Consider the following 23,822-nt stretch of genomic DNA (forward strand, 5'->3'; position numbering starts at 1 on the left):
GGAGGCGGCGGCGCTTTAGCGACCCGTCGCCGCCGCCTCTCCTTCCGCCTTGTCGGAAAAGCTGCGGGGCGGCACGCCCCAATGCCTTTTGAACGCGCGGGCAAAGCTGCTTTCGATCGGATAGCCCACCCGCTGCGCAACCTCATACATGCTGAGGGAATCGGTGCGCAGCAGCGTCGCAGCCCGTTCCATACGTGTCCGAGTAAGAAAAGCGATGGGGGCTTCGCCGACTATCTCATGAAAAGCCGCCGCAAAGGCCGATCGGGACAGGCCGACATGCCGGGCGAGGTCAGTGACGCACCAAGGCCGATCGGGATGCGCGCGAATTTCCCTGACGACGGTCGCCACCCGCCGCATATTGGGGCAACGCACGTCATGGACACTCTCGCCCCACAGCCGCGACGACCATTGTTTGAGCGCATGGCAGAGCTGCATATTGGCAAAAGCGCTGACCAGCGCGAGCGATCCCGGTCCCTCCAGATCATGTGCAAGCTGTTTCGCCGAATAGGAAAAGGATTTGAAAGGCGCTTCCCTATTGGCGTCCGTCGGCGCATGCAGCACGAGCAGGTCGGGTGCCGCACGGCTCACATGCGCATTTTTGCGAACATAGGTCAGTTCCAGCACCGATTGCAGCACCACCGCCTGATCGGAACCTTGGCCCACCCGTCGGCGCTCGACCAGCTCCGGCATGGGATTATGGACGGACGGTGCCATCCCCGCCACGGTGAGCGGCCCCTTCCCCAACAGATGCGCATCTCCGTAAAAGATCAGGACATTGTCACCGGCTATCAGATTAATCGACGGTTGATAGGCCATCTCCAGCCGGATGTCTCCTTCCAGAACCGTGTAGAGGACCGGCAACTGGATCGCGGGCATGCGCCATTTCGCATCCTGACGGATCATCAGGATTTGTGCATGCGCGCGTTCCACCCGCAGATCCTGCAACAATATTTCCGATAGAGAGGCTGGCCCGCTGGGATGGACGGCATCCCGCTTCACGATCCTAATCTGATCCGAAACCTGACGCGCGGAATAGATGCCTGTGTCGAACCGGGCCATCTGGCCTTCCTCTCCCTGTCTTCTGCACATCCTCAATAGGATTTGGGCAAATCCAGCACCTTCTCGGCGATGAAGTTAAGGATCATCTCCTCCGTAATCGGCGTGAAGCGCGGCAGGATGGACTCGCGGAACAGCCGCTCGACCTGATATTCCTTCGCATAGCCCATGCCGCCATGGGTCATCACCGCTTGCGTACAGGCATCGAAACAGGCCTTGGCGCCCAGATATTTCGCCGCATTCGCCTCCGCGCCGCAGGGCTTGCCCGCGTCATAGAGGTAGGCGGCACGCATGCCCATCCAGAAGGCGCTCTCCAGCTCGATCCAGTTCTTCGCCAGCGGATGCTGTATGCCCTGATTCTGGCCGATGGGCCGCCCGAACACCTTGCGTTCGCGGGCATATTGCGCGGCGCGGGACAGCGCATTCTGCCCAAAGCCGACCGCTTCCATGCCGACGAGGATGCGCTCAGGATTGAGGCTGTGCAGGATATAGTGGAAGCCCTTGCCTTCCTCACCGATCCGATCCTCTTCGGGGACGAAATAATCATCGATGAAGGTGGCGTTGGAATCGACGGCGTTGCGGCCCATTTTGGGGATGCGCCGTACCTCGATCTGCGACTTGTCGAGATCGGTGTAGAACAGGGTCATGCCGTCGGTCGGCTTCCTGCATTGCTCCTTGGGCGTGGTGCGGGTCAGCAGCAGGATCTTGTTGGCGACCTGCCCCGAAGACGTCCATATCTTGCGACCGGTGACGCGATAGCCGCCATCCACCCTGGTCGCGAAGGTCTTGATGCTGGTGGTGTCCAGCCCCGCATCAGGCTCAGTCACGCCGAAACAGGCGCGGTCCGTGCCCGCGATCAGGGGCTTCAGCATTCGCTCCTTCTGCTCCGGCGTGCCATGGACCACCACCGAATGCGGGCCGAAGATGTTGAGATGAAGGGTGCTGGCCGAATTATAGCCGCCGCAGCCCGATGTCACGGTGTGCATCATGATGGCGGCTTCGGTGACGCCCAAATTGGCGCCGCCCAGTTCCTCCGGCATGGTGATGCCCAGCCAACCCCCATCCGCCATCGCCTTGTGAAATTCGAAGGGGAATGTCTTTTCCTCTTCACAGGCCGACCAATAATCGTCGTCGAACCGATCGACGACCTTCTTGACACCTTCCCGGATCGCCAGATGTTCGGGCGAAAGTTCCATTTTCATCCTCCCTCGGATGTTTCCTTCAACGACTGAAAGGAGCGTACTTGCGCGCCCCTCGCTCAGCTCGCCTTGGTGCTGACCGGTGGCCGGATGAGGATCTCCTGAAAATTGATGTCGATCGGCTGCTCCAGCACATAGCGGACGATATTGGCGATATGCTGCGGATCGGACACCAGCCGATGCGCGCCGTCGCCGCCAAAAGCCACCCCCCTGCTCTCGAAAGAAGACGCCACGCGCGCCAGTTCCTCCTGCCGGAAACCACGGGCAAGTTGGGTCTCAAACCCGCCCGGAATGATGGTGCAGACGCGGATATCGTCCTGCTCCAGTTCCTCGCGCAGCGAAACGCCGATCGCCTCGACCGCCTGCTTGGAAATGCCATAGACGCCGGGAACCTCGAAACGCGCCTGAACCGAACCGACATTGATCAGATGGCCAGGCCTGGCATGGATGCGCATGGCCTCTACGGCGGCCTTGCATCCTTCGAGCATAGCCATGACGTTGATGTCCAGCATGGCTTGCCAGCGATCGACCGAACCGCTCAAAATCGGTTCCGGATACATCACGCCGGCATTGTTGATGAGCGCGAAAAGATGCGGATGCTGGCCGGCAACCTTCTCGACCAGCGCAGCAAGCGGCCCCCGTTCGCGAAGATCCATCGGAGCGGTGTGGGCGCCCGGACCGCCGGCATCGCATATCATCTGCGCGGTCGCATCCAGTTCGGCTTGGTTGCGGCCGACCAGCCACAGTTCAGCGCCAACCTTGCCGAGTTCAATCGCAATGGCACGGCCAATTCCGCTGGACGCGCCAGTCACAATGACAGCTTTATCATCCAATGATCCGATCATCATCTTCTCCTAATTGACCGATTTATCCGGCTCTCAAACGCGGGTGGGGACGCAGGGCAGCTCCATTCACCTGCCGGGCATGAGCATGGCACGACCAGGACGACAGCGGGGAACCACAGCAGCGATGCCGATCAGGATAACAAGTGCCGTCATCATTGCCCCGTTCATGTTTTTGGTACGCCTTAATATCATATGCCAAAATACTATTTAAGCCTCTTTTTCCGGCTGCTGCGAAAATCGCTGGCCCCGCTTTCCGCCTCGAACACGTGGTAGACGGCTTACCGCTAGAACGAACCAAGGCCGCCATCAGCGACCTGCCGTCACCCCGCTCCTGCCTTTCGTCATAGGGCGACAGCGGGCGGATCATCGTCGCCGGTTGACAGGCTGCTTCGGACGCGTTTAAACATCATACATATTATCAAACTGGAGAGCGGAATGGGACGTCTGGCAGGCAAGACGGCGCTGGTGACGGCGGCGGGACAGGGGATCGGCCGCGCCACGGTCGAAGCCTTCGTGCGGGAAGGCGCGCGCGTCATTGCCACCGACATTCGTGCTGAGGCCATGGCCGGCCTTGATAGCGTGGAGGTACGCGCGCTGGACGTTACCGATCTCCGAGCGGTCAGGGCTGTTGCGGCGGACCATCCCGATCTCGACATTCTCTACAATTGTGCCGGCTTCGTGCATCCCGGCACGATCCTCGACTGCGGGGAAGAGGATTGGGCCTTTTCCAACAGCCTGAACGTCACCGCCCAATATCGGATGATCCGCGCGGTCCTGCCCAACATGATCGCGCGCGGCGGCGGATCGATCATCAACATGTCGTCGGTCTGCTCCAGCATCAAGGCGGTGCCCAATCGCTTCGCCTATGGCGCAACCAAGGCGGCGGTGATCGGCCTCACCAAGTCGGTGGCGATCGACTTCGTGACCAAAGGAATACGCTGCAACGCCATTTGCCCCGGCACAGTCGAGACGCCGTCGCTGATCCAGCGGCTGCACGACACTGGCGATTTCGACAAGGCCTATGCCGAGTTCACCGCACGCCAGGCTATGGGCCGCTTCGGCCGGGTCGAGGAACTGGCGGCGCTGGCGGTCTATCTCGCCTCGGACGAATCCGCCTTCACCACCGGCACCATAAACGTGATCGACGGTGGCTGGGTCAACTGAGCACATAAGCGCCGACCTAGAGCGCGACGAGGAGAGTATATATGAAGGGCAGCTTGTGCATGGCATTGGCGGCGATGGTGCCGATGGCGCTGCCGGTAACGGCGCGCGCGCAGGAAGGACCGATGCTGGTTCATGTCTCGCCCTCCGGCGATGACAAGGCGCCGGGCACGCAAGCACGGCCGGTGCGCACACTCCTTCGCGCGCAGGCTCTGGTGCGACAGAATAACGCGAAGCGCGATGTCACCGTCATCCTCGCCGATGGGATCTACGCGCTCGATGCCCCCCTGCTCTTCCGCCGCGCCGATGGCGGGCTGAATGGCCATGGCGTGACCTGGCGGGCGGCCGAAGGCGCCCATCCGATGCTGTCCGGCGGGCAGGTAGTGAGCGGCTTCAAATCCTATGATGCCGAGCGCCGCCTCTATGTCGCGGACGTGCCCAAGGGGATCGACACGCGCCAGCTCTGGGTCGACGACACGCTGGCCGAGCGTCCCTGGATCGAGATTCGCGCGTCGGACGTCGCGTTCAACGCCACCGGCTTCCACATCAGCAATCCCGATCTCAACTGGCTCTCCACCCTCCAGCGCCCCGACCGGCTGGAGCTGGAGGCGACGGGCTTCTTCACCGATCGTATCTCCCCAGTGAAAGCGATCGAGGGTAGCCGCATCACCATGGCCCAGCCCGCTTGGGACAATAATAGCTGGGGCTATGACACGATCACCAAGCCGATCTTCCCGCAGGACAGCCGGCTTTTCCTCGTCAATGCGCTGGAGTTCGTCGGCAAGACCAATGAGTGGCACGGCAAGCCCTATCAATGGGTGATCGATCCGCAGGCGGGCAAGCTCTACCTGCGCATGGGGCTGGACGAGGATATAGCAAAGCGCCGCGTCGTCCTGCCCCGACTGGAGACATTGGTGTCGATCAGCGGCACGCCCGATGCGCCGGTCGAGCGACTGCGGTTCGAAGGGCTGCGCTTCTCCCATACGAGTTGGCTCGGAGCCTCGCGCGCCACTGGTTACGCCAATCAGCAGAGTGGGTCGTTTCTGGCCGAAACGTCCCCGATCCGACCGGCCGATGCTTGGAAAACGTGCGGTTGGGGATGCGTCGAATTTGAATCGATGCGTCAGAAATGGAACCAGATGCCCGCCGCGGTGCAGGTGTCCGCCGCGCGCGACATTGTCTTTGAACGGAACCAGTTCTCTCAATTGGGCCAAATCGGGCTTGGCATCGGCAATGACGCCAATGCCAATCTATCGGGCGTTGGCCTCGCCACCAGCAACATCCGGGTTGCGCGCAACCGCTTTGCAATCCTGTCAGGCGGCGCAATCATGGCCGGGGGCATACGAGTGGAGGCGCATCATCCACAGGACGCGGCGCTCATCAATCGCGACATCATGATCGAGGATAATATCGTCGCCACCGTGTCGCAGGATTATAAGGATAATGCCGCGATCCTGACCACCTATGTCAGCGGCGCACACATCGTCCATAACGATATCAGCGACGCGCCCTATGATGGCATCGCCGTCGGATGGGGCTGGGGCTATAATGATGCCGGCGGCAATCCCAATTATGACGAGAATGCCAAGGGCTATGTCCACAACGTCAAATATATAACGCCGACGACGCTGCGCGATACGCTGGTCGAGGGCAACCGCATCCATGGCGTGAAGAGCTGGTTCATGGATGGCGGTGCGATCTATAATCTTTCCGCCAATCCCAATGCGATCGTGCGCGGCAATCATATTTTCGACATTGGCGACAGGATCGGCATCTATCTGGACGAAGGATCGAAGCATTTCCGCGTCACCGGCAATGTCGTCGAAACGCGCGGCAAATGGCTGAACATCAATACGGCGGGCAAAATGTACAAGCGCCGCATCTCGACCGACAATATCGCGACCGGCAACTGGCATATCTCCAACAGTACAGGCGGGCGCTGGCTGGAGGAAATCGGCAATGTGTCGCGCGACAACATGCTGCTGCCCAATCGCGACTGGCCGGCCGACGCGCAGAAAGTCATCGATGAAGCGGGGGTGCGTCCATGAGCCTGATCCGTCGCCGCACGCTGCTGAAGGGCGCGGGCGCGCTCGCCGGCCTGCCCGCCTTCGCGGCGAAGGCGCAGGAAGGCGGCGACCTGCGCATCATCGACCTTCGCGCCGAAGGGCTGGTCGACCCGATCGGCCTGGACCAGCAGGATGTGCGCCTGTCCTGGCGGCTGGAGAGCCGCGACCGCGCCGTCCGCCAAACCCGTTGCGAGGTGCAGGCCGCAAGCAGCCGCGCCCTGCTGGAGGCCGGTACGCCTGACCTCTGGCATGCGGGCGAAGTGCTGACCGACAAGAGCATGGACATGGGCTGGCTCGGCGCGCCGCTCCGGTCGCGCCAACGCGTCTGGTGGCGCGTGCTGGTGCGGGACGATCGCGGCGTGCGCGCCACCAGCCCGATCGCCAGTTTCGAAATGGGGCTGCTCGATCCCGCCGACTGGAAGGCCCAATGGATCGAGGCGCAGACCGATCAGGAGCGTGCGGACCGGGCGGCGGGACTGCACTGGATGCGCGGCGACCGGACGAAGGACAAGTCGCCACGCCAGTTCCGCTTCGCCTTCGACCTGCCGGTCGCAAGCGAAATCAGCCTCTTTTCCATCTGCAATTACAAGGCCCCGCTGCTCTGGCTGGATGGGACGGCCGTTGCCCTTCCCGCCCCCGGTCCCCATCGCTTCGGCGCGGAACCGCTTGCCGAAACTACGCATAAGCTGACCGCAGGCCGCCATGTCGTGGCGATGCAGGTCAATGACCCCGCCGGTTTCGATGAGCGCCGGATGCATGAGATCGCCGCCGCGCTGATGATCCGCGCGGACGACCGCCGTATCACCAGTCAGACGATGCGCACCGCGACCCATGCGCCCGACGGCTGGCAGGCGACCGCCTTCAACGACGCCGGCTGGGACAAGGCCGAACGTTCCGCCAGCCAGCCACAGGCCTGGCCCCGTGCGGGTGGCTATATGCTGCGGCGTGACTTCGGCCTCAAGCGGCCCGTCCGTCAGGCGCGACTGCGCATCACCGCGCTGGGCGCCTATGTCGCGGAAATCAACGGCCGTCGTGTGGGCGACGCCCAACTTGCACCCGAGAGCAGCGACTTCCGCGAAACCGCGCTGATGCGGACCTATGACGTGACCGCCCTGCTCCGCCCCGGTACCAATGCGATCGGCGCGCTGCTGGGCGAGGGCTGGTATGGCAGCTATCACGCCCCGGCCGGCCGCTATGCCTTTGGCGATCCGCCGTTGCGCCTGTTCGCACAGCTGGAGGTCGAACATGACGACGGCAGCCTGTCGATCGTGGCCACCGACGATCGCTGGCAGCTCCAGACCGACACGCCGATCACCCAGGCGGAAATCTATTATGGCGAGGATTATGACGCCCGGCGCGAACAGCCCGGCTGGTCCAGCCCCGGCTTCCGCGCGGCCGGCTGGACGCCGGTGCGGATCGGCCAGACGCCTCCCTGCCGCCTGCGCGCGCATGTCGCCCCGCCTATCCGCGCGATCGACCGGCTGCGCGCGGTCAGCATCCGCAGCGTCGGCGAAGACCGCCATGTCATCGACTTCGGCCAGAATTTCGCCGGCTGGGCCGAACTGAAAGCGAAAGGTTCGGCAGGGCAGACCGTGTCATTACGCTTCGCCGAGATAGTGCATCCCGACGGCACGATCGACGTCGGCAACCTGCGCGCTGCGCGGGCCGCCTGCCTCTATACCTTCCGGGGCGATCCGGCGGGGGAAAGCTATCAGCCGCATTTCACCTATTTCGGCTTCCGCTATGTCGAGGTGAGCGGCCTCGGTCGCGCGCCGACCGCCGACGAAGTCACCGGCATCGTCCTGTCGAGCGCCCTGCCCGAAACCGGCAAACCGCTGGTCGAAAACCGCATCATTCAGGGCCTGTGGCAGAATAGCCGCTGGAGCCAGCGCTCCAACTTCTTCGGCGTACCGACCGATTGCCCGCAGCGCGACGAGCGGCTCGGCTGGACCGGCGACGCGCAGGTTTTCTGGGATGCCGCCGCCTTCACCATGGATGTCGGTCCCTTCACCCATCGCTTCATGGGCGACGTGCGCGACGCGCAGGGGCCGCGCGGGGAGTTTCCCGACTATGCGCCGACCGGCTGGCGCGACCTGTCCCTGGGCGCTTCGCCGGGCTGGGCGGACGCGGGCATCATCCTGCCCTGGACGGTATGGCAGCGCTATGGCGACACCGCCATCGTCGACCGCAACTGGGCGGCAATGACGCGCTACATGCGCTTCCTGTCCGACCATAATCCCGACCATATCTGGCGAAACCTGCGCGGCTACGACTATGGCGACTGGGTCGCGCTCGACGCGAAGAAGCCAAGCGACGAAACCACGCCCAAGGATCTGATCGCCACCGCCATGTGGAAATATGCGGCCGACGCCATGGCCGACATGGCGTTCGGATCGAAGCGCCAGCCCGAAGGCGAACGCTATCGCCAACTGTCGCGCAACATTGCGGCGGCTTTTGCCACGGCCTTCGTCAAAGCGGACGGCAGCGTCGGCAACGGATCGCATTGCGGCTATATAGTGGCGCTGCGCTTCGGCCTGGTGCCCGACCCGCTGCGCGCGGCGGCGACGGCCAAGCTGGTCGCCGACATCCGCCGACGCGGCACGCTCATTTCCACCGGCTTCCTCGGCACGCCCTACAGCCTCGACGCGTTGGCGGATCAGGGGGAGGAGGCGCTGGTCTACGACCTGCTGCTGCGCACCGCCTTCCCCTCCTGGGGCTATATGATCGCGAAGGGCGCTACGACCATCTGGGAGCGGTGGAATGCCGACATGGTCGATTCCGCGATGAACAGCTACAATCATTATGCGCTGGGCGCAGTCGCGGGCTTCATCTTCCGCCGGGTCGCGGGGATCGATCCGACCTCGGCCGGTTTCCTGACCTGGCGCTTCAACCCGGTGCTGGACAAGCGGCTGGAGCGCGGCGGCGCCAGCTATGACAGCGTGCTGGGACCGATCCGCACCGACTGGCGCAACCGGACGGACGGCTTTGCAGCGGAGATCAGCGTGCCGGCGAACAGCCGTGCAGAAATATGGCTGCCCGCCCAGTCCTTTGACTCGATCCGCGAAGGCGGCAAGGCAATCAACAGCGTACCCGGCGTCCGCCCGATCGGATCGCGCGGCGACCGTTTCGTGCTGGAAGCCGGATCGGGCGATTACAGCTTCACCGTCTCGCGCTGAATACCCATCCCCCCCGCTGGCCGCCCGATCCCTTCGGGCGGCCCTTTTACTGTCAGGGCCGCGTCGTCCAGGTCCAGCGCACCGCGTCGGTCAGCAGCTTGCCACCCGCCTGCACCCGCCCCTCGATATGGTTATCCCCCTTGGCGAGGTCGATATCCCAAGTCGCGATATGATCCTCCACCGGCACGCGGGTCCATGCCCCGTCGTTCAGGCGCAGTTCGACCGCAGGCTGGTTGGAAAAGACCTGTACCTTCACCCGCTGCGTCCGCTTGGCAATGTCGCGGCGGCTGGCGATGTGGAGCATCGGCGCGTCCGACCAATTGGCCTGATACCAATAATAGGCGTCCTTGCGGACCTTTCGATCCTCGCTCACCAACCCCTTGTCGTTGATCGCCGGTCGGTCTCCCTCGTTGCGCTTGAAGGAGGGGAAGTCGATCCCGACCCAGACGAAAGTCGACCAGAGGAAGGGCCGCTTCTTCATCTCGCGCCAATGCTTGATGTGAAAATCGGTCTGATATTGTTCGGGATGCCAATAGCCGTTGGATTCCGGCCGCTTCACCACCGGGTCTTCCTGATGCAGGATGCTCGCCCCCGCCCCATATTCGCTGACGCCGATCGGCCGGCCGGGCAGCTTCGTATGCAGTTCGTCGGCCCATGGCCCGATATCTTCCGACTTGGTCCAGTACCAACCGAAATAGCGATTATAGGACACGGTATCGCTATGCTGCGCGATCGGATCGCTATCCTCCAGGCAGCAATGGGCATAGGTAGTCGGCCGCGTCGGATCGAGCGCCTTGGCGGTCGTCTGCAACTCGGCGAGGATTCGGTTGGAGGCAGCGTCCGACTTGCGGATTTCATTGCCGATACCCCACAGCGCGACCGAGGGATGATTGCCCGTCTGCGCGATCAGTTCGCGCATCTGCTCTACCAGATTGTCTCGAAACGCATCCGACGGATCATGATCGTCGATCAGCGGCACTTCGGTCAGCAGCAGCAGCCCCAGTTGGTCCGCGCGCTCATAAACACGCGGGGGATGCTGCATATGGGCAAGGCGGATCGCGGTCGCGCCCATATCGGCGAAGATCGCCAGATCCTCGTCAATCTCCGCATCGGTGACGATCGGCCCGCGTCCGAAGCGAGTGGGATGCTGGAGGTTGACGCCACGCAGTTGATAGGGCGCTCCGTTCAGCAGCACGGTGCCGTCCGGCTTCACCGCGATGGTGCGCACGCCCAGCGGCACGGTCTGGCTATCGACGATGCGACCGCCCTCCACCACATCGGTCACGACATGATAGAGATAGGGCGACTTGCGCCCCGCCCAGAGTTGCGGATTGGGCAGCACGATCGTCTGCTTCACCGTATCGCTCGCACCGGAGGCAAGCGTCGCCGGCGCGACGGAGCGCGCCACGATTTTACCCTTCGCATCCACGATCCGGCTACTGAGGGTGAAGCGCGCCGCCGCAGCGCGATCGTTGCGCAGCGCTACCGCGACGTCGATCGTCGCGCGGCGGGGGTGGAGCGCGGCAGTGCGCGCCTGCACCCCCGGCCCGCCATGATCGAGCCGATCGATCGCCAGCGCGTCGCTCTCGATCAGGGACACGGCCCGATAGAGGCCGCCAAAGATGTTGAAGTCGCCATTCAGTGGCGCGATATGGGTGTCCCGGCTATTGTCGACCCGCACCGCCAGCAGGTTGCGCCCCGGCTTCAGCGCATCGGTCGCGTCGAGGCGGAAGGCGCCATAGCCGCCCTGATGCTCGCCCAGCTTGCGGCCGTTGAGCCAGATGTCGGCCTTCAGCGTCGCGCCACCGAAATGCAGCAGGTATCGCTTTCCCGGCTGCGGCTTGTGGCCGATCTCCAGCCGATACCAGGCCGGGCCGCGGTAATAGACCCCCTCCGGCTCGCCCCGCGCCCTGGCCCCGCCGATGCCGCTATCTTCCGCATTGTAGGTGTGCGGCACGCTGACCGGCGCCCATGCGCCATCATCGAAGCCGGGTGCTTCCGCCCCGGCCGCGTCTGCCTTGATGAAGCGCCAGCCATTGGCGAGCGGCGTTTCGGTGGCGGCGTGCGCGACGCCCGGCAACAGCAGGGCAAGCGCGAAACCATGGCGCATCGTCATTCCTTCAGCTTAATGTCTGGATGTCGCCGATCTGGATGCCGCTGCTCGCGGTCGACCGGATCGCATTGTCGCGGGGCTGGCGAGAACGCAGGCCGTCCACCATCGCCCCCTGCACGTCGTCGAACAGGATGGCCGGGCGCGCGTCGGCCGTCTCGACATCGAAGCTGACGTCGCGCAGACTGATGTTGCGGGCATGGCGGACATAGAGGCCATGGGCCGGGAAAGCGCCCATGAAGCTCGGCTCCAGGCTGCTTGCCGGCCGTTCGGGAATGACCCTCCGCGCGTCAGCCTCGCTCCCGCCACCCGCCGAGCGGACATGGACGTTGGAAAAGCTCACATCCTCGATCGGCTCGCCCGGATTGCCGATAATGCCGCACGCATAGGGACCGGGCGCGCCCGACACATTGATGTCAGAAAAGCGCACCCGCCGCACCTTTGAAGGACCATTGCCGCGCGGCGCCCGATTGCGGGCCGCCAGTCGCACGAAGATCGGATGGTTGACCGGATTGCGCAGATTGATGTCGCTGAATGTCACATCCTCCAGCACCCCGCCGTCGATCGCGCCCAGTTGCAGCCCGCGCGTATGCTCGCAGGTGCAGCCCGAAATCAGGATGTTGCGGAATCCGGTCGCGGAATCGGTACCCAGCTTGATCCGCCCCAACACCCCCACATCGTCGACCGATCGATAGGGCGACGGGCGATAGCGTCCGCCCACCACCGACCCCAGATCATAGCCGCTGGTCTTGCAGCCGATGACGGTCACATCCTCGCAAAAAACCGGTTCCTGCAGGGCATAGCTGCTCTTGAGCACGATCGCGTCATCCTTGGGCGCGTTGACCAGGCAATTGCTGATCCGCACGTCGCGGCAGCAGTCGATATCTATGCCGTCGCGATCGGTATCGACGGTCAGATTGTCGATCGTCACATTGGTCGATCCCAGCACATAGCAGGCGAAATGCCCGCCTTGCAGGATGGTGAAGTCGCGCAGCAGCACATTGCGACAGCGGCGCAGCGCCACTGCCTTGTTGCCGCGCCCCTCATAGGCCATTTCGCGCGGGATCGCCCGGCGCGCAGCGTCGGCGGACAGCCCCTGCGCTTTCGGCGACTTCCACCCCTCTATGCCGTGCCAGCGCGGCGCCGGGCCTTCCCGATCCAGGCCCAGCCCATGGATGATGCCGCGCCCCACGATCGCGACGTCGGTGACGCCGTCGCCATAGATCAGGGCGTTGTGGAAATGGGCGACACCGAAGTCGACATATTGCTCGTCATATATGCCCTCGGGCAGATCGTAGCGTCCCTTGTGCCGTCGCGGATCGGCCGCCTCGATCAGGCTGCCCGGCATCAGCAGCAGGGTGATGTAGCTTTTCAGCCGGATCGAGAAACAGAGATAATGGCCCGGCGGCACGACCACCGTGCCGCCGCCCGCCCCGCTCGCCGCCTCGATCGCGCGGTTGAAGGCGTCGGAATCGATCGTGACGCCGTCCCCCTTCGCGCCATGGTCGCGAACGTTGTAGAAGCCACTCAGCGAACCCGTCGCGCGGACCGGCGCCGATGCCATGGCGAAGGCCGCGCCCAGTCCCAAAGTCATGGCGCGGCGGCTGAAAACCGCGCGCTCGATCACGCCGCTCATGATGCGATCCCCTCATTATGTTGTATGACGTATTATATAATGAGGGAGATTAAGCCAAGCCTTTTAGATCAGCATGCGATTGTCTATTTCGTTGACGCATTTTACGCCGCTCAAGGCCATCGACACCTTCATCCCCTGCGCGATCAGGTCCAGCAGGCGCGCGACGCCCGCCTCGCCCTGTGCCGCCAGCGCATAAATATAGGCCCGTCCCAGCAATACGCCCCGCGCGCCCAGCGCCAGCATCCGCACCACGTCCAGCCCCGTCCGCACGCCGCCATCGACCAGCACCGTCAGCTCATCGCCCACGGCATCGGCAATCCCCGGCAGGACGCGCGCGGTCGACAAGGCTCCGTCGAGCTGCCGTCCGCCATGGTTGGACACGACGATGCCATCCGCACCGAACCGCACCGCATCGCGCGCATCGTCGGTATCGAGGATGCCCTTGACGATCATCTCGCCCTTCCACGCATCCCTGATCCATTCCAGGTCGGACCAGGTGATGGACGGATCGAAATTCGCGCCCAGCCAGCCGATATAGTCGGCAAGATCGGTCGGCTGTCCGCGATAGGCGGACACATTGCCCAGATCATGCGGTCTTCCCAGCAATCCCACATCCCATGCCCATCCTGGCCGACCGATCGCCTGCATCATCCGGCGCAGCGGGGCATGGGGACCACTCATCCCCGAATGGGCGTCGCGATAGCGCGCGCCAGGCAGCGGCATGTCGACGGTGAAGACCAGCTTGGTGACGCCCAGCGCCTGCGCCCGCTCCAGCGCATGGCGCATGAAGCCGCGATCCTTGAGCACATAGAGCTGGAACCAGACGGGCTGGCCGACGGTCTCGACCACTTCCGTCACGGAGCAGACGCTGACGGTCGAGAGGATATAGGGAATGCCTGCCTGCCGGGCAGCGCGCGCCACCTGCAACTCGCCCCGGCGCCGCATCATGCCGCCGAGGCCAATCGGTGCGAGCAGCAGCGGCATCGCCATCGTCTCGCCGAACAATGTCGTATCGAGACTGAGCGCCGATATGTCGCGCAGCACCCGCTGGCGCAATTTGATATCGGCCAGATCGGCGCGATTGGCGGCCAGAGTCTCCTCGCCAAAGGCGCCGCCATCGACATAGTCGAACAGGAAGCGCGGCAATCGCCGTCGCGCCGCTTCGCGAAAGTCGAGTGGCGAGGAAATGATCATGCGATGGTCCTCAGTTGCCGGTCGCTGTCGAGCGACAGGGTCAGGTCGGCGCGTCCCGGCATCTCGGTCAATATATGCCGGGTCAGCCGCTCATAATGCTGCACGAAGCGGTCGAGCTGCGCCGCATCCATCGCCCGGTTCGCCGCCTCCCCTTGCTCTGCGCGCAGCGCCTCCTCCTGCTGTCCGCGCCAGCTCCGCACCACCGCGAAATCGGGCGCAGCGAGCAGTATCAGCCGGTCGATCCAGCCGAACAGCTCGGCATAAGGGCCGTAAAGCCGACGATTGACATGCCGCCGCCAGATCCCGTCGGGGTCTTCATCCCGCTCCAGCACATTGACCGGCGCAACAAGGTCTGCTTCCGGCTGTGGTCGCGCGCCGACACACCAGCCCTCGAAGATCAGCAGGTCGATCGAGCCCGCTATCGCTTCGCCTTCCGAAAAAGGTTCGTCCTGCCCCTTGTCGAAGCGCGGCAGCAGGACTGGGTCACCTGCCTTTACCGCCTCACAGAGCGCGATGCCCCGCGCCACGTCATGGGTGCCGGGCACGCCGCGCGTGCGGAACAGCGGATGGACCTCATCTGCCAGCCGCGCGCGCACAGCCCGTCCAAGATAGAGATCGTCGAGCGACAGGATCGCCGTCCGTCGCCCGTCCTGTTCCATCAGCGCCTGCAATCCCGCCGCCAGCGTGGACTTTCCCGATCCCTGCGCGCCGCACAGGCCCAGGATCAGCGGTCGGCTCGCTCCCGCCAGCCAGTCCCGCGTCGCCGCCGCGATCCGCTCAAGCGACGGGGTCAAGCAGCGGCTCTCCGGCAAAGAAGCGATCGAGATTGTCGGCGACCTTCATCCCCATGGCCGTGCGCGCCTCGATCGTGGCGCTGCCCAGATGCGGGAGCAGCACCACGTTGGGCAAGTCGATCAGGCCGCCATGGACTTGCGGTTCAGCCTCATAGACATCCAGCCCCGCCGCCGCGATCCGCCGTTCGGCCAGCGCCTGCGCCAGCGCCGCCTCGTCGATCAGCGATCCGCGCCCGGTATTCACCAGCACCGCATGGCGCTGCATCCGCGCCAGCAGTGCCGCGTCCACCATATGCCGCGTCTCTGCCCCGCCCGGCGCGTGGAGCGACAGCACATCCGCCTGCTCTGCCAGCGTGCCCAAATCGGTGAAATAGGCATCGGCCGGCATATCCTCCGCCGGGCGGCGGCCATGATAGGCGATGCGCATGCCGAAGGCCTGCGCCCGCTTCGCCACTGCGCGGGCGATCCGGCCGAAACCGACCAGCCCCAGCAGCTTGCCGTCGAGCGACTGGCCCAGCAAATGGGTGGGTCGCCATCCAGTCCAGCCGCCACCCCGCAATTCGCGCTCACCCTCGCCCGCCCGGCGCATCGCCATCAAGATCAGCGTCATGGCGATGTCAGCGGTCGCCTCGGTCAGCACATCGGGCGTATTGGTGACGACCAGCCCCGCCTCACGCGCCGCCGAAAGATCGATATGCTCATAGCCCGCGCCATAGTTGGCGATGATGCCCGCGCGCCGCCCTTCGGCCAGCAGCACGTCGCGCGTGATCCGGTCCGTGACGGTCGGGCAGAGCGCATCATGATCCTTCATTGCCTGAGACAGCGCCGCCGCATCCATCGGCCGATCGGTTTCATTGAAGGTCACGTCATAGCTTGCGACAAGCCGCCGCTCGACCGTCTCAGGCCAACGGCGCGTCAACAGGATGCGCGGCCGTTCGCTCATAATAGCCCCCGCCGTGCCAAATTGCGCATCAGCGCGCCGGTTCCGAAATCCCAGGGCTCGACCCGGTCGGTCGTCGTTACGCGATTCACCAATGTTCCCAGTTCCTTGCAGCCAATCCGCACGACGTCTCCTTCCGCATGGGTGAAGCCCCGTCCCGACTCGCCCCGATCCTGTGTCGGCGCGAACAGAGTGCCGAGATAGAGGACGAGGCCATCGGGATAGTGATGATGCGCGTTCACGGCCTGCGCGACAAGGTCGGCCGGCGATCGGCTGATCTCCGCCATCGCCGAATGCCCTTCCATCACGAAGCCATCCCGGCCCTGGAGCGACAGGGTCACGGTGATGTTATCAACTGCCGCCAGATCGAACCTTTCGTCAAATAGCCGCACGAAAGGGCCGATCGCCGCCGCAGCGACATTGTCCTTCGCCTTACCCAGCAGCAGCGCCGATCGCCCTTCGACATCGCGCAGATTGACGTCGTTGCCCAGCGTCGCGCCGATGATCCGGCCGTCCGATGCGACCACAAGCACGACCTCCGGCTCCGGATTATTCCAGACCGATCCGGGATGGACGCCGATGTCGCTACCCGCGCCGACGGTCGCCATCGGCTGCGCCTTGGTGAAGATTTCGGCATCCGGACCGATGCCGACTTCCAGATATTGGCTCCAGGCTCCGGCGGCGATCAGCGTCTGTTTCAGTTGTGCCGCTTCGTCTGACCCCGGCCGCAAATGGCGCAAATCGTCGCCTACCAGCGCCCGGACCTGCGCCCTGATCTGGGCCGCCGCATCGGGATTGCCCCTCGCTTTTTCCTCGATCACCCGTTCCAGCATGGAAGTGACGAAGGTCACGCCCGCCGCCTTCACCGCCTGCAAGTCGATGGGCGAGAGCAGCCAGGGTCGCGTCACGTCTCGCCGGTTGGGCGATGTGTTGGCGAGGATGTCGCAGAGGGCGCCGACATCCTCGCCCGTAGCGCCGCGTAGCGACTGTGCGGGAGACGATGCTTCACACAGGTCGCGCGCGGTCGGGAAGGCAGCGGAAATATCGATCAGTCGATCGCCATCGATGCGGACGATCGACGGCCCCTCGTAATCGGGACGCCAGACACGGCCGAAGAGCAGCGCGTCCGGATCGGCCGGCAGGATGGCTGCGGGAAACAGGTCCATGGCTCAGCGCCGCCGGAAATCGGGGGCGCGTCGCTCGGCGAAGGCGGCGCGACCTTCGGCGGCGTCTGCCGTTGCGAAACAGATCGCCTGCAAATCCCGCTCATATTCGATCGCCTTGTCACAGGGCATCTGGTGCGCGGCGCGCAGGTTGAGCTTGGCGGTTTCGGCCGCGATCGGCGCGCGTTCCGCAATGGTCGCGGCAATCGTCAGCGCCCGCGCCATCAACTGCTCAGGCGCCGTCACTTCGCTTACCAGCCCCCAGGCCAGCGCCTGATCGGCACTGACCATATCGCCGGTGTAGAGCATCAGCGCAGCATTCGACATGCCGATCGAATGAGCGAGGCCCACGGCCATGCCGCCGCCGCCGATCCAGCCCAGCTTGATTTCCGGCGCGGCGAAGCGGGCATTGCTCGATGCGATACGGATGTCGCAGGCCATGGCGGTTTCGAGTCCTCCGCCCAGCGCGTAGCCGTTGACCGCCGCAATCACCGGCTTGCGACAGGCGCGCAGGGCGTCGCAATAATCCTGTCGGTTGCGGAAATCCCAAGGGGTAGCATAGGCATCCAGCGTCGAAATGTCGGAGCCGGCGGAAAAGGCCTTTTCCCCCGCCCCGGTCACAACCAGCACACGCACCGCGTCGGACCGGTTGCACTCGGCTACCGCCTCGACCAGCGCCGTCGCCATGTCGGGTGTCATGGCGTTGAGCTTTTCGGGCCGGTTGAGCATGATAGTGGCGATGCGGTCGGCGATATCAAAACGCAATTGAGCGCTCATAGCTCCTGTCCTTTGCGGTGATGACGGCGGAAGGCCGCCTCTATGTCGTCCAGCACCCGGTCGGCCGGTTCGCCCTCGATCAGTCCGGCGCGCAGACGCGCAGACGCTTCGGACTGGAAGGCGATGGCGCCGTCATGACGCGGGCGCAGGGTGGCGGCCTCCAGCGTCGCGTGAGTGCCGCTGTAGAAACCGCCCCACCGGTCATCGACCTGCCGGTCTGTCCAGGCGGCGCGGAGCGAAGGCTGCCCCTCATGCGCCGGAATGAAGTGCCGCTGCGTATCCTCGCCCATCAGCCAGGCGAGATGCGTCAACAGAGCAGGTGTCACGATACAGCGGCGCGACACGGCGACCCCGGTGCCGCCCAGCATCGATCCGATGCCCCCAACCCCACGCGGCGCATCGGCGAAGCCAATCCGACCGCCGGGCGCATAATTCACATAACCGTAGATGAGCGGGACAAGGGCGATATCTTCGCCCGCCGTCATCGCTTCGAGCAGCGCGATCGGATTGGCGTCAATCCATTGCCGGCTGGCCGTGCCGGCGAGCGCGGCCATGATCGCATAGGCGTCACGCCCCGTCGGCCGATCCACGAACCCATCCGCCGGACGCACGCCGCCAAGCGCGGCGAAGATTGACTGGAAGGAGAGGATCGCGTGCGGCCCGGCCAGCGACAGCGCGACCGGTTCGGCTTCGGCGAGCGCGATCACCTCTTCCCAGGTCTTGGGCGGCGCAGCGATCCGATCGCGGGCATAAACCGTGACCTGCGTTGCGGCGTCGAGCGGCAACGCCCAATGCGCCCCGGCATAGCGATAGCTGGCCAGCGAGCGGCCAATTGCGGCCGTCTCCAGACCGGCGATCATCGCATCGCCGAACAGGCTTTCCATCGATTGCAGGCAATCCTGCGCCACCGCCTCGCCGACATGGGGATGATCGAGAACGATCAGGTCGTAGCGTTCGGCAAGGTCTGCAATGGGCGAGGATTCGAACCCTTCCAGCGGATGGCGGTCCCAGATGATCGACAGCCCCTGCCGTGGCGCGATGTCACGCGCGGCCGCCTCCAGCGCACGATAGCCGCGCGGATGGTCCCAGGTCAGACCACGATAGCCCGGCACGCTCATGCGTGCTGGCGCACGACGCCGGATTCGATCAACTGCGCGATCTCAGCCTCGCTGCGGCCGATCTCCGCCAGCACCTCCCGACTATGTTCCCCAACCAGCGGTGCGCCGCGCGTGATGGCCGATGGCGTCCGAGAAAAGCGGATCGGGAAGCCCGGCACCTTCACCCGCCCTTCCGTCTGATGTTCATATTCGACGAAGGTGCCATTGTGGCGGATCTGCGGGTCGTCGATCAGGTCGGCATAGCCGTAGACCGGGCCGCACCAGATGTCGGCGGCGCGGAACGTCTCCAGCCAGTGCGCAGTATCGCGCGCGATCAGATGCGCCTTCACCCGCGCGAAAATAGCGTCGCGCTGGGTCCAGCCGTCCCGCTCCTCATCCAGTTCTGCAAAGAAGGGGTCGTCCAGCACCTGCCCCAGCGTCCTGAGCGACGCCATGGCGAGCGTCATATAGCCGTCCGCCGTCGCGAACACGCCATAGGGCGCGCGGATATAACTGTGCGCGTGCGGCTCGGCCGACCGGGCCTGGGGCTTGCCGCCGACGGTAAAGACCGACAATTCCTGCATCTGGATGGTGGTGATGGCGTCGAGCATGTTGACCTGCACCAATTGCCCCTCACCCGTCCGCTCCCGGTGGAACAGCGCGGCAAGCGCGCCCTCAAAAGCGGTATAGGCGGTGACGGCGTCGACCAGATACTGGCCTGCAGGCGATGGCGGCGCACCCTCCGCTCCGGCCGAGAGCATTGCGCCGGACATGCCCTGCAGCAGCAGATCCTGCCCCGGATAGAGGCGATAGGGACCATCTTCCCCATAGCCCGACATCGACACATAGATAAGACGCGGGTTGATCGCCGAGAGGGTCTCATAATCGACGCCGAGACGTTCGGCCACGCCGGGCCGGTAATTTTGCAGGAAGACATCCGCGTCCTTCACCAGGTCCAGCAAAACCGCCTTGCCCTCCGGCGACTTGAGGTCGATCGCCAGCGAGCGCTTGTTGCGGTTCAACGAGAGAAAGGAGACGTTGACGCTATTGCCGGTCGCGCCGCCGGCAGAAGCATGGCGCTGCCATTCGCCGCTGGTCGGCTCCACCTTGATGACGTCGGCGCCCATGTCGCCCAGCCGCTGCGCCGCGAAGGGGCCGGCCATGGCGATGGAACAGTCGAGAACGCGAATATCCTTGAGAATGCTCATATCTGTTCCTTCAGGCCATGACCCAGCCGCCATTCACATGCAGCGTCTGGCCGGTGATGAAGCCCGCCTCCTCGGCGGCCAAAAAGGCGATGGCATGGGCGATGTCAGCGGCTGTTCCGCGACGCTTGACCGCCTGCGCATCCAGAACCATCTGATTATATCCCTTCCGGTCGGGATGGATCTTCTCCGCATCGGTCGGGAAGGCGCCAGGCGCGATCGCGTTTACGGTGATGCCGTCGGGGCCGAATTCGCGCGCCCATGCGCGGGTCAAACCTACCAGCGCGCCCTTCGACGCAACATAGGGGGACAGGCTCGCCCAGCCGCCGGAAATGGTGATGCTGGAGATGTTGATGATCCGGCCGAAGCCTTGCGCGCGCATCCCCGGCAAAGCAGCCTGCACCGCGACGATGCCGGCGTCGACATTGATCCGCTGGACCAGTTGATGCTCCTCGATGGAAAAATCCTCGAAGGGTTTGGACGGATAGATGGCGGCATTGTTGATGACGATGTCGAACCCGCCATGTTCGGCGATCAATCCGTCGAGCGTTGTGCGAAAGTCCGCCAGGTCGGACAGGTCGGCGGTCGAAACGATCAGGCGCCCCGGCACTCTGCCCGTCGCCGCATCGATCAGTCGCGCGATCTTCGCAGGGTCGTTGTCGACCGCGATTACGGTCGCACCGCGCTCGATCAGCAGCAGCGTCGTTTCCAGCCCCAGCCCGCCGGCCGCGCCGGTATAGAGGATCGTCCGGCCTTTCATGCCGCGCCTCCGATTGGGGGGAAGGCGCCCGAAGGCATGGGATAATCCTCGTCGGGCTGGCGCTGGACGCCCTCGATCCGCGCGACAGCGGCGGAGACGGCGTCGGGTTCGGGCAGGACACGCAGGATCGTGTCGTAGCGACGCTCCTCACCATGCTCCAGTTCGATCAGTTCGCCGCGCTCACGCGCGAAATCCTTGCCCAGAACATGATTGGTCGATGGTTCGATGCCCACCGCATAATGACCGGCATGGAGATTCTGCCATTCGAACATGGCCGGAAACTGATCCTTGCGCGTGACGACCGAAAAGCCGAAGCCCAGAGCCTCATTGACGATCGCGACCTCGACCCCGCCATCGGCGTCGGGCGCCATGTCATGTTGCCAGACCTGTTCGTGGAAGTTCACGATCGGTGGAGGCAAGGTGCGATAGCCGACACCTTGCCGCCGATAATGATCGGCATGGGCAGCCCATAGCACGTCGCGGATGGGCGCCACATAGCGCGCACCCTCCGCCACCACCGGATGGCCGACATTGATATGATAGCAGAACATGTGCGGCGTCCGGTAGAAACCATGGTTTACCACCCGATCGGTCAGGCGAATCTCGTCACCACCCAGATCCGCCTCGATACGACGGATGAGGTGCAGATCCTCGCCGAACACCGTAGACTGACGCACGATCCCCTCGGCCCAGAAAGTGCAGGCGTCGCCCTGCCATTGCTCGCCATAGCCGGTGAGTTGCGCCGGTATCGTCCCGATGCGGCCATGCAGAGAGGAAGATACCGCTCGACGCGGACCATAATGATAATGGCCCGCCGGATCGTCATGCATGAAGAGAATATGGTCGAGGCCGCAAGTGATGTTGAGGCCGGACATGGAGCGGAACCAGCCCAACCCGCCTTCGCCTTCATACTCATGCAGGCCCGGGTGGCGAAAGCCGGAGGGCGAGTGCCAGCCGATCGCCCGCCCTGCATGCTCGCATTCGGCGATGTCCATGGCGCGGTCCACCAGCACGGTAAAGCTCAGCCCCGTACCGGTGCGGAAGTGCAGCATGCGAACGCCGCGTTCGGCCCCGTCCTCCAAAGTCATCAACCGCACGCCCGCAAATTGCGACAGCGCACCTGATCGTTCGGCGACGTGTCTTTTCGACATTTCGTCACCATAAAGCCAGGCCATGATCAGCCTCTCCATATTGTAAGACGTATGATGAATATATAGACTGTGTTTGTTCGTCAACCGGGAGTGAGAAAATGGCTGAAATTGTGCGACGCTGCTTCGTAGTCGATCTGGTCGACGACCCCGAGTCGATCGCCCGCTACCGCGAGTGGCATAAGCCCGGTGGCCCACCGCGGGCCGTGACCGACGCGATCCGCGCTGATGGCGTTAACGACCTGCAAATCTGGGTGGTAGGCGACCGTATGGTCATGATTATGGAGCAAGATGACACACTGGCCGCCGATTGCGCGGCCAAGGCAGCGCGCGACGCTGCCAATCCGGATGTGCAAGCCTGGGATGCGCTGATGCGGACTTTTCAGCGTCCCTTGCCCTTTGCGCCGGACATCACCTGGGTCGAAATGCAGCGTATCTATTCGCTAGCGGCACAACCCATCGATATTGGATGATCCGTCGAAGTCGGGCAGCACCAAACCTGAAGGGCTTGCCCATAAGGAGGCATGAATGAGCGTTCTTGAATGCCATCACCAGAACACTAAATTCTGACGCACATTTCTAAGTTCAAAATCATTGAAATATTTTGAAATTTGCAGATCCAACAAGTTTTCTCTCTTGTCGAGAATACTAGCTGTAGTGACATTTTAGGGATTCACGGCGCCGGGTCTTTGTGATTCAACAGTGGCTTTTGGAGGCTGGTGTGGAAGGCGAGGTACTTCGGGACGATCAATGGGAGCGATTGCGGGAGTTCGTTCCGGGCGGGCGCAAGGGTAAGCGTGGTCCGCGTAGCGACGGCAGGCGTTTTCTCGATGCCTTGCTGTGGCTGGCGCGCTCAGGCGGTCGTTGGCGCGATCTTCCCGAACGCTTTGGTCCCTATCAGACAGCCAAGCGGCGCTATTATCGCTGGATCGAGCAGGGTGTGATCGACCGGATATTCGCGGCGGTGTCCGATGATCCCGACATCGAATGGCTGGCGATCGATGCCACTGTCATCCGCGCTCAGGCTCAAGCGGCAGGGGCTCGGATAAAAAGGGGGGCGTTCAAGCCCAGGCTCTCGGGCGGTCGAGAGGTGGGTTCGGCACCAAAATCCACGCCGTAGTCGATGCCCTCGGTCTGCCGATCCGCTTCATTCTTGGCCCCGGACAGCAAAACGACATGGCTCCAGCCTGCGACCTGATCCGGGGCATCCCGGCAGGCAAGGTGCTGGCGGATCGCGCCTACGATGCCGACCGCCTGCATGACCTCATCTACGAGCAAGGCGGCGAGCCGGTCATCCCACCACGCCGCCACCGCAAGTACCAACACGGCTACGACCGCATCGCCTACAAACAGCGTTGGGGCATCGAAGGATTCTTCGCCAAACTCAAACAATGGCGGCGCATCGCAACACGCTACGACAAGCTCGCCCCCAACTTCCTCGGATTTGTCAAACTCGCCAGCATCATGCTCTGGCTCAAATGATTAAATCGTCACC

Annotated in this window: 18 protein-coding genes and 1 pseudogene; 5 read left to right on the plus strand and 14 right to left on the minus strand. The window is 63.9% G+C overall.

What is annotated here, in order from left to right:
* Window positions 1–15 precede the first annotated feature (15 nt).
* The 3 genes from DM806_RS22415 to DM806_RS22425 all read right to left on the minus strand — a co-directional run bounded on the left by DM806_RS22415 (window position 16) and on the right by DM806_RS22425 (window position 3,100).
* Window positions 16–1,059: a helix-turn-helix domain-containing protein gene (locus DM806_RS22415; RefSeq protein WP_179045378.1), complete on the minus strand. Its 1,044-nt coding sequence runs from the start codon at window positions 1,057–1,059 to the stop codon at window positions 16–18.
* Window positions 1,060–1,091: 32 nt separating this feature from the next.
* Window positions 1,092–2,252 (minus strand): acyl-CoA dehydrogenase family protein, encoded by a 1,161-nt coding sequence (locus DM806_RS22420; protein WP_256869435.1) that lies wholly within the window; start codon window positions 2,250–2,252, stop codon window positions 1,092–1,094.
* Between the two features lie 62 nt (window positions 2,253–2,314).
* Entirely contained in the window at window positions 2,315–3,100 is a 786-nt protein-coding gene (locus DM806_RS22425; RefSeq protein WP_179045380.1) for an SDR family oxidoreductase, read from the minus strand.
* Window positions 3,101–3,535: 435 nt separating this feature from the next.
* Here DM806_RS22425 and DM806_RS22430 point away from each other — a divergent pair, with 435 nt between their 5' ends.
* Genes DM806_RS22430 through DM806_RS22440 form a run of 3 tightly spaced genes read left to right on the plus strand, consistent with a single transcriptional unit; the run spans window position 3,536 to window position 9,503 of the window.
* Window positions 3,536–4,264, plus strand: a complete 729-nt coding sequence (locus DM806_RS22430; RefSeq protein WP_179045381.1) for an SDR family oxidoreductase — start codon at window positions 3,536–3,538, stop codon at window positions 4,262–4,264.
* 41 nt (window positions 4,265–4,305) lie between these two features.
* Complete coding sequence (locus tag DM806_RS22435) at window positions 4,306–6,309, plus strand: right-handed parallel beta-helix repeat-containing protein (RefSeq protein ID WP_179045382.1); 2,004 nt, start codon at window positions 4,306–4,308, stop codon at window positions 6,307–6,309.
* Window positions 6,306–9,503: an alpha-L-rhamnosidase gene (locus tag DM806_RS22440; RefSeq protein WP_179045383.1), complete on the plus strand. Its 3,198-nt coding sequence runs from the start codon at window positions 6,306–6,308 to the stop codon at window positions 9,501–9,503. The genes DM806_RS22435 and DM806_RS22440 overlap by 4 nt, the downstream gene beginning before the upstream one ends.
* A gap of 52 nt (window positions 9,504–9,555) precedes the next feature.
* Here the strand turns inward: DM806_RS22440 and DM806_RS22445 are convergent, their stop codons facing one another.
* The 11 genes from DM806_RS22445 to DM806_RS22495 form a co-directional block, all read right to left on the minus strand.
* Complete coding sequence (locus DM806_RS22445; protein WP_256869436.1) at window positions 9,556–11,613, minus strand: glycoside hydrolase family 2 protein; 2,058 nt, start codon at window positions 11,611–11,613, stop codon at window positions 9,556–9,558.
* Between the two features lie 10 nt (window positions 11,614–11,623).
* Window positions 11,624–13,249, minus strand: a complete 1,626-nt coding sequence (locus DM806_RS22450) for a rhamnogalacturonidase (RefSeq protein ID WP_218647613.1) — start codon at window positions 13,247–13,249, stop codon at window positions 11,624–11,626.
* Between the two features lie 63 nt (window positions 13,250–13,312).
* Window positions 13,313–14,443 carry an FMN-dependent L-lactate dehydrogenase LldD gene (lldD, locus tag DM806_RS22455; RefSeq protein ID WP_179045385.1) on the minus strand — a complete coding sequence of 377 codons (1,131 nt, stop codon included), beginning with the start codon at window positions 14,441–14,443 and terminating at the stop codon, window positions 13,313–13,315.
* On the minus strand, window positions 14,440–15,237 hold the full coding sequence (locus DM806_RS22460) for a kinase (protein ID WP_179045386.1): 798 nt from the start codon (window positions 15,235–15,237) through the stop codon (window positions 14,440–14,442). The genes lldD and DM806_RS22460 overlap by 4 nt, the downstream gene beginning before the upstream one ends.
* Window positions 15,221–16,180 carry a 2-hydroxyacid dehydrogenase gene (locus DM806_RS22465; protein ID WP_179045387.1) on the minus strand — a complete coding sequence of 320 codons (960 nt, stop codon included), beginning with the start codon at window positions 16,178–16,180 and terminating at the stop codon, window positions 15,221–15,223. Before DM806_RS22465 ends, DM806_RS22460 begins: the two co-directional genes overlap by 17 nt.
* Window positions 16,177–17,343, minus strand: a complete 1,167-nt coding sequence (locus DM806_RS22470) for a fumarylacetoacetate hydrolase family protein (protein WP_179045388.1) — start codon at window positions 17,341–17,343, stop codon at window positions 16,177–16,179. The genes DM806_RS22465 and DM806_RS22470 overlap by 4 nt, the downstream gene beginning before the upstream one ends.
* Before the next feature lie 3 nt (window positions 17,344–17,346).
* Window positions 17,347–18,117, minus strand: coding sequence for an enoyl-CoA hydratase/isomerase family protein (locus DM806_RS22475; protein ID WP_179045389.1), 771 nt, complete (start codon window positions 18,115–18,117; stop codon window positions 17,347–17,349).
* The gene (locus tag DM806_RS22480; protein ID WP_179045390.1) at window positions 18,114–19,235 is read right to left on the minus strand and encodes an extracellular solute-binding protein; all 1,122 of its coding nucleotides are present in this window, start codon (window positions 19,233–19,235) and stop codon (window positions 18,114–18,116) included. Before DM806_RS22480 ends, DM806_RS22475 begins: the two co-directional genes overlap by 4 nt.
* Window positions 19,232–20,422, minus strand: a complete 1,191-nt coding sequence (locus DM806_RS22485; RefSeq protein ID WP_179045391.1) for a CaiB/BaiF CoA transferase family protein — start codon at window positions 20,420–20,422, stop codon at window positions 19,232–19,234. Before DM806_RS22485 ends, DM806_RS22480 begins: the two co-directional genes overlap by 4 nt.
* 10 nt (window positions 20,423–20,432) lie before the next feature.
* A complete protein-coding gene (locus tag DM806_RS22490) occupies window positions 20,433–21,179 on the minus strand; it encodes an SDR family NAD(P)-dependent oxidoreductase (RefSeq protein ID WP_179045392.1) in 747 nt (248 codons plus the stop codon).
* Window positions 21,176–22,354: an aldose 1-epimerase family protein gene (locus DM806_RS22495; protein ID WP_179045393.1), complete on the minus strand. Its 1,179-nt coding sequence runs from the start codon at window positions 22,352–22,354 to the stop codon at window positions 21,176–21,178. The genes DM806_RS22490 and DM806_RS22495 overlap by 4 nt, the downstream gene beginning before the upstream one ends.
* A 74-nt stretch (window positions 22,355–22,428) precedes the next feature.
* Between DM806_RS22495 and DM806_RS22500 the strand changes: the two genes are divergently transcribed.
* Together DM806_RS22500 and DM806_RS22505 are read left to right on the plus strand one after the other, a co-directional pair.
* A complete protein-coding gene (locus DM806_RS22500; RefSeq protein ID WP_179045394.1) occupies window positions 22,429–22,800 on the plus strand; it encodes an L-rhamnose mutarotase in 372 nt (123 codons plus the stop codon).
* A 248-nt stretch (window positions 22,801–23,048) separates the two neighbouring features.
* A pseudogene (locus DM806_RS22505) lies at window positions 23,049–23,809 on the plus strand (IS5 family transposase).
* The last annotated feature ends 13 nt before the right edge of the window (window positions 23,810–23,822 follow it).

This window comes from Sphingobium lactosutens (genome assembly GCF_013393185.1).
In the GTDB taxonomy this organism is placed as follows: domain Bacteria; phylum Pseudomonadota; class Alphaproteobacteria; order Sphingomonadales; family Sphingomonadaceae; genus Sphingobium; species Sphingobium lactosutens_A.

Coding starts and splice junctions, on each gene's coding strand:
- DM806_RS22415 (WP_179045378.1), bottom strand. CDS start 1,059: ATGGCCCGGTTCGACACAGGCATCTATTCCGCGCGTCAGGTTTCGGAT.
- DM806_RS22420 (WP_256869435.1), bottom strand. CDS start 2,252: ATGGAACTTTCGCCCGAACATCTGGCGATCCGGGAAGGTGTCAAGAAG.
- DM806_RS22425 (WP_179045380.1), bottom strand. CDS start 3,100: ATGATCGGATCATTGGATGATAAAGCTGTCATTGTGACTGGCGCGTCC.
- DM806_RS22430 (WP_179045381.1), top strand. CDS start 3,536: ATGGGACGTCTGGCAGGCAAGACGGCGCTGGTGACGGCGGCGGGACAG.
- DM806_RS22435 (WP_179045382.1), top strand. CDS start 4,306: ATGAAGGGCAGCTTGTGCATGGCATTGGCGGCGATGGTGCCGATGGCG.
- DM806_RS22440 (WP_179045383.1), top strand. CDS start 6,306: ATGAGCCTGATCCGTCGCCGCACGCTGCTGAAGGGCGCGGGCGCGCTC.
- DM806_RS22445 (WP_256869436.1), bottom strand. CDS start 11,613: ATGCGCCATGGTTTCGCGCTTGCCCTGCTGTTGCCGGGCGTCGCGCAC.
- DM806_RS22450 (WP_218647613.1), bottom strand. CDS start 13,249: ATGAGCGGCGTGATCGAGCGCGCGGTTTTCAGCCGCCGCGCCATGACT.
- lldD (WP_179045385.1), bottom strand. CDS start 14,443: ATGATCATTTCCTCGCCACTCGACTTTCGCGAAGCGGCGCGACGGCGA.
- DM806_RS22465 (WP_179045387.1), bottom strand. CDS start 16,180: ATGAGCGAACGGCCGCGCATCCTGTTGACGCGCCGTTGGCCTGAGACG.
- DM806_RS22470 (WP_179045388.1), bottom strand. CDS start 17,343: ATGGACCTGTTTCCCGCAGCCATCCTGCCGGCCGATCCGGACGCGCTG.
- DM806_RS22475 (WP_179045389.1), bottom strand. CDS start 18,117: ATGAGCGCTCAATTGCGTTTTGATATCGCCGACCGCATCGCCACTATC.
- DM806_RS22480 (WP_179045390.1), bottom strand. CDS start 19,235: ATGAGCGTGCCGGGCTATCGTGGTCTGACCTGGGACCATCCGCGCGGC.
- DM806_RS22485 (WP_179045391.1), bottom strand. CDS start 20,422: ATGAGCATTCTCAAGGATATTCGCGTTCTCGACTGTTCCATCGCCATG.
- DM806_RS22490 (WP_179045392.1), bottom strand. CDS start 21,179: ATGAAAGGCCGGACGATCCTCTATACCGGCGCGGCCGGCGGGCTGGGG.
- DM806_RS22495 (WP_179045393.1), bottom strand. CDS start 22,354: ATGGCCTGGCTTTATGGTGACGAAATGTCGAAAAGACACGTCGCCGAA.
- DM806_RS22500 (WP_179045394.1), top strand. CDS start 22,429: ATGGCTGAAATTGTGCGACGCTGCTTCGTAGTCGATCTGGTCGACGAC.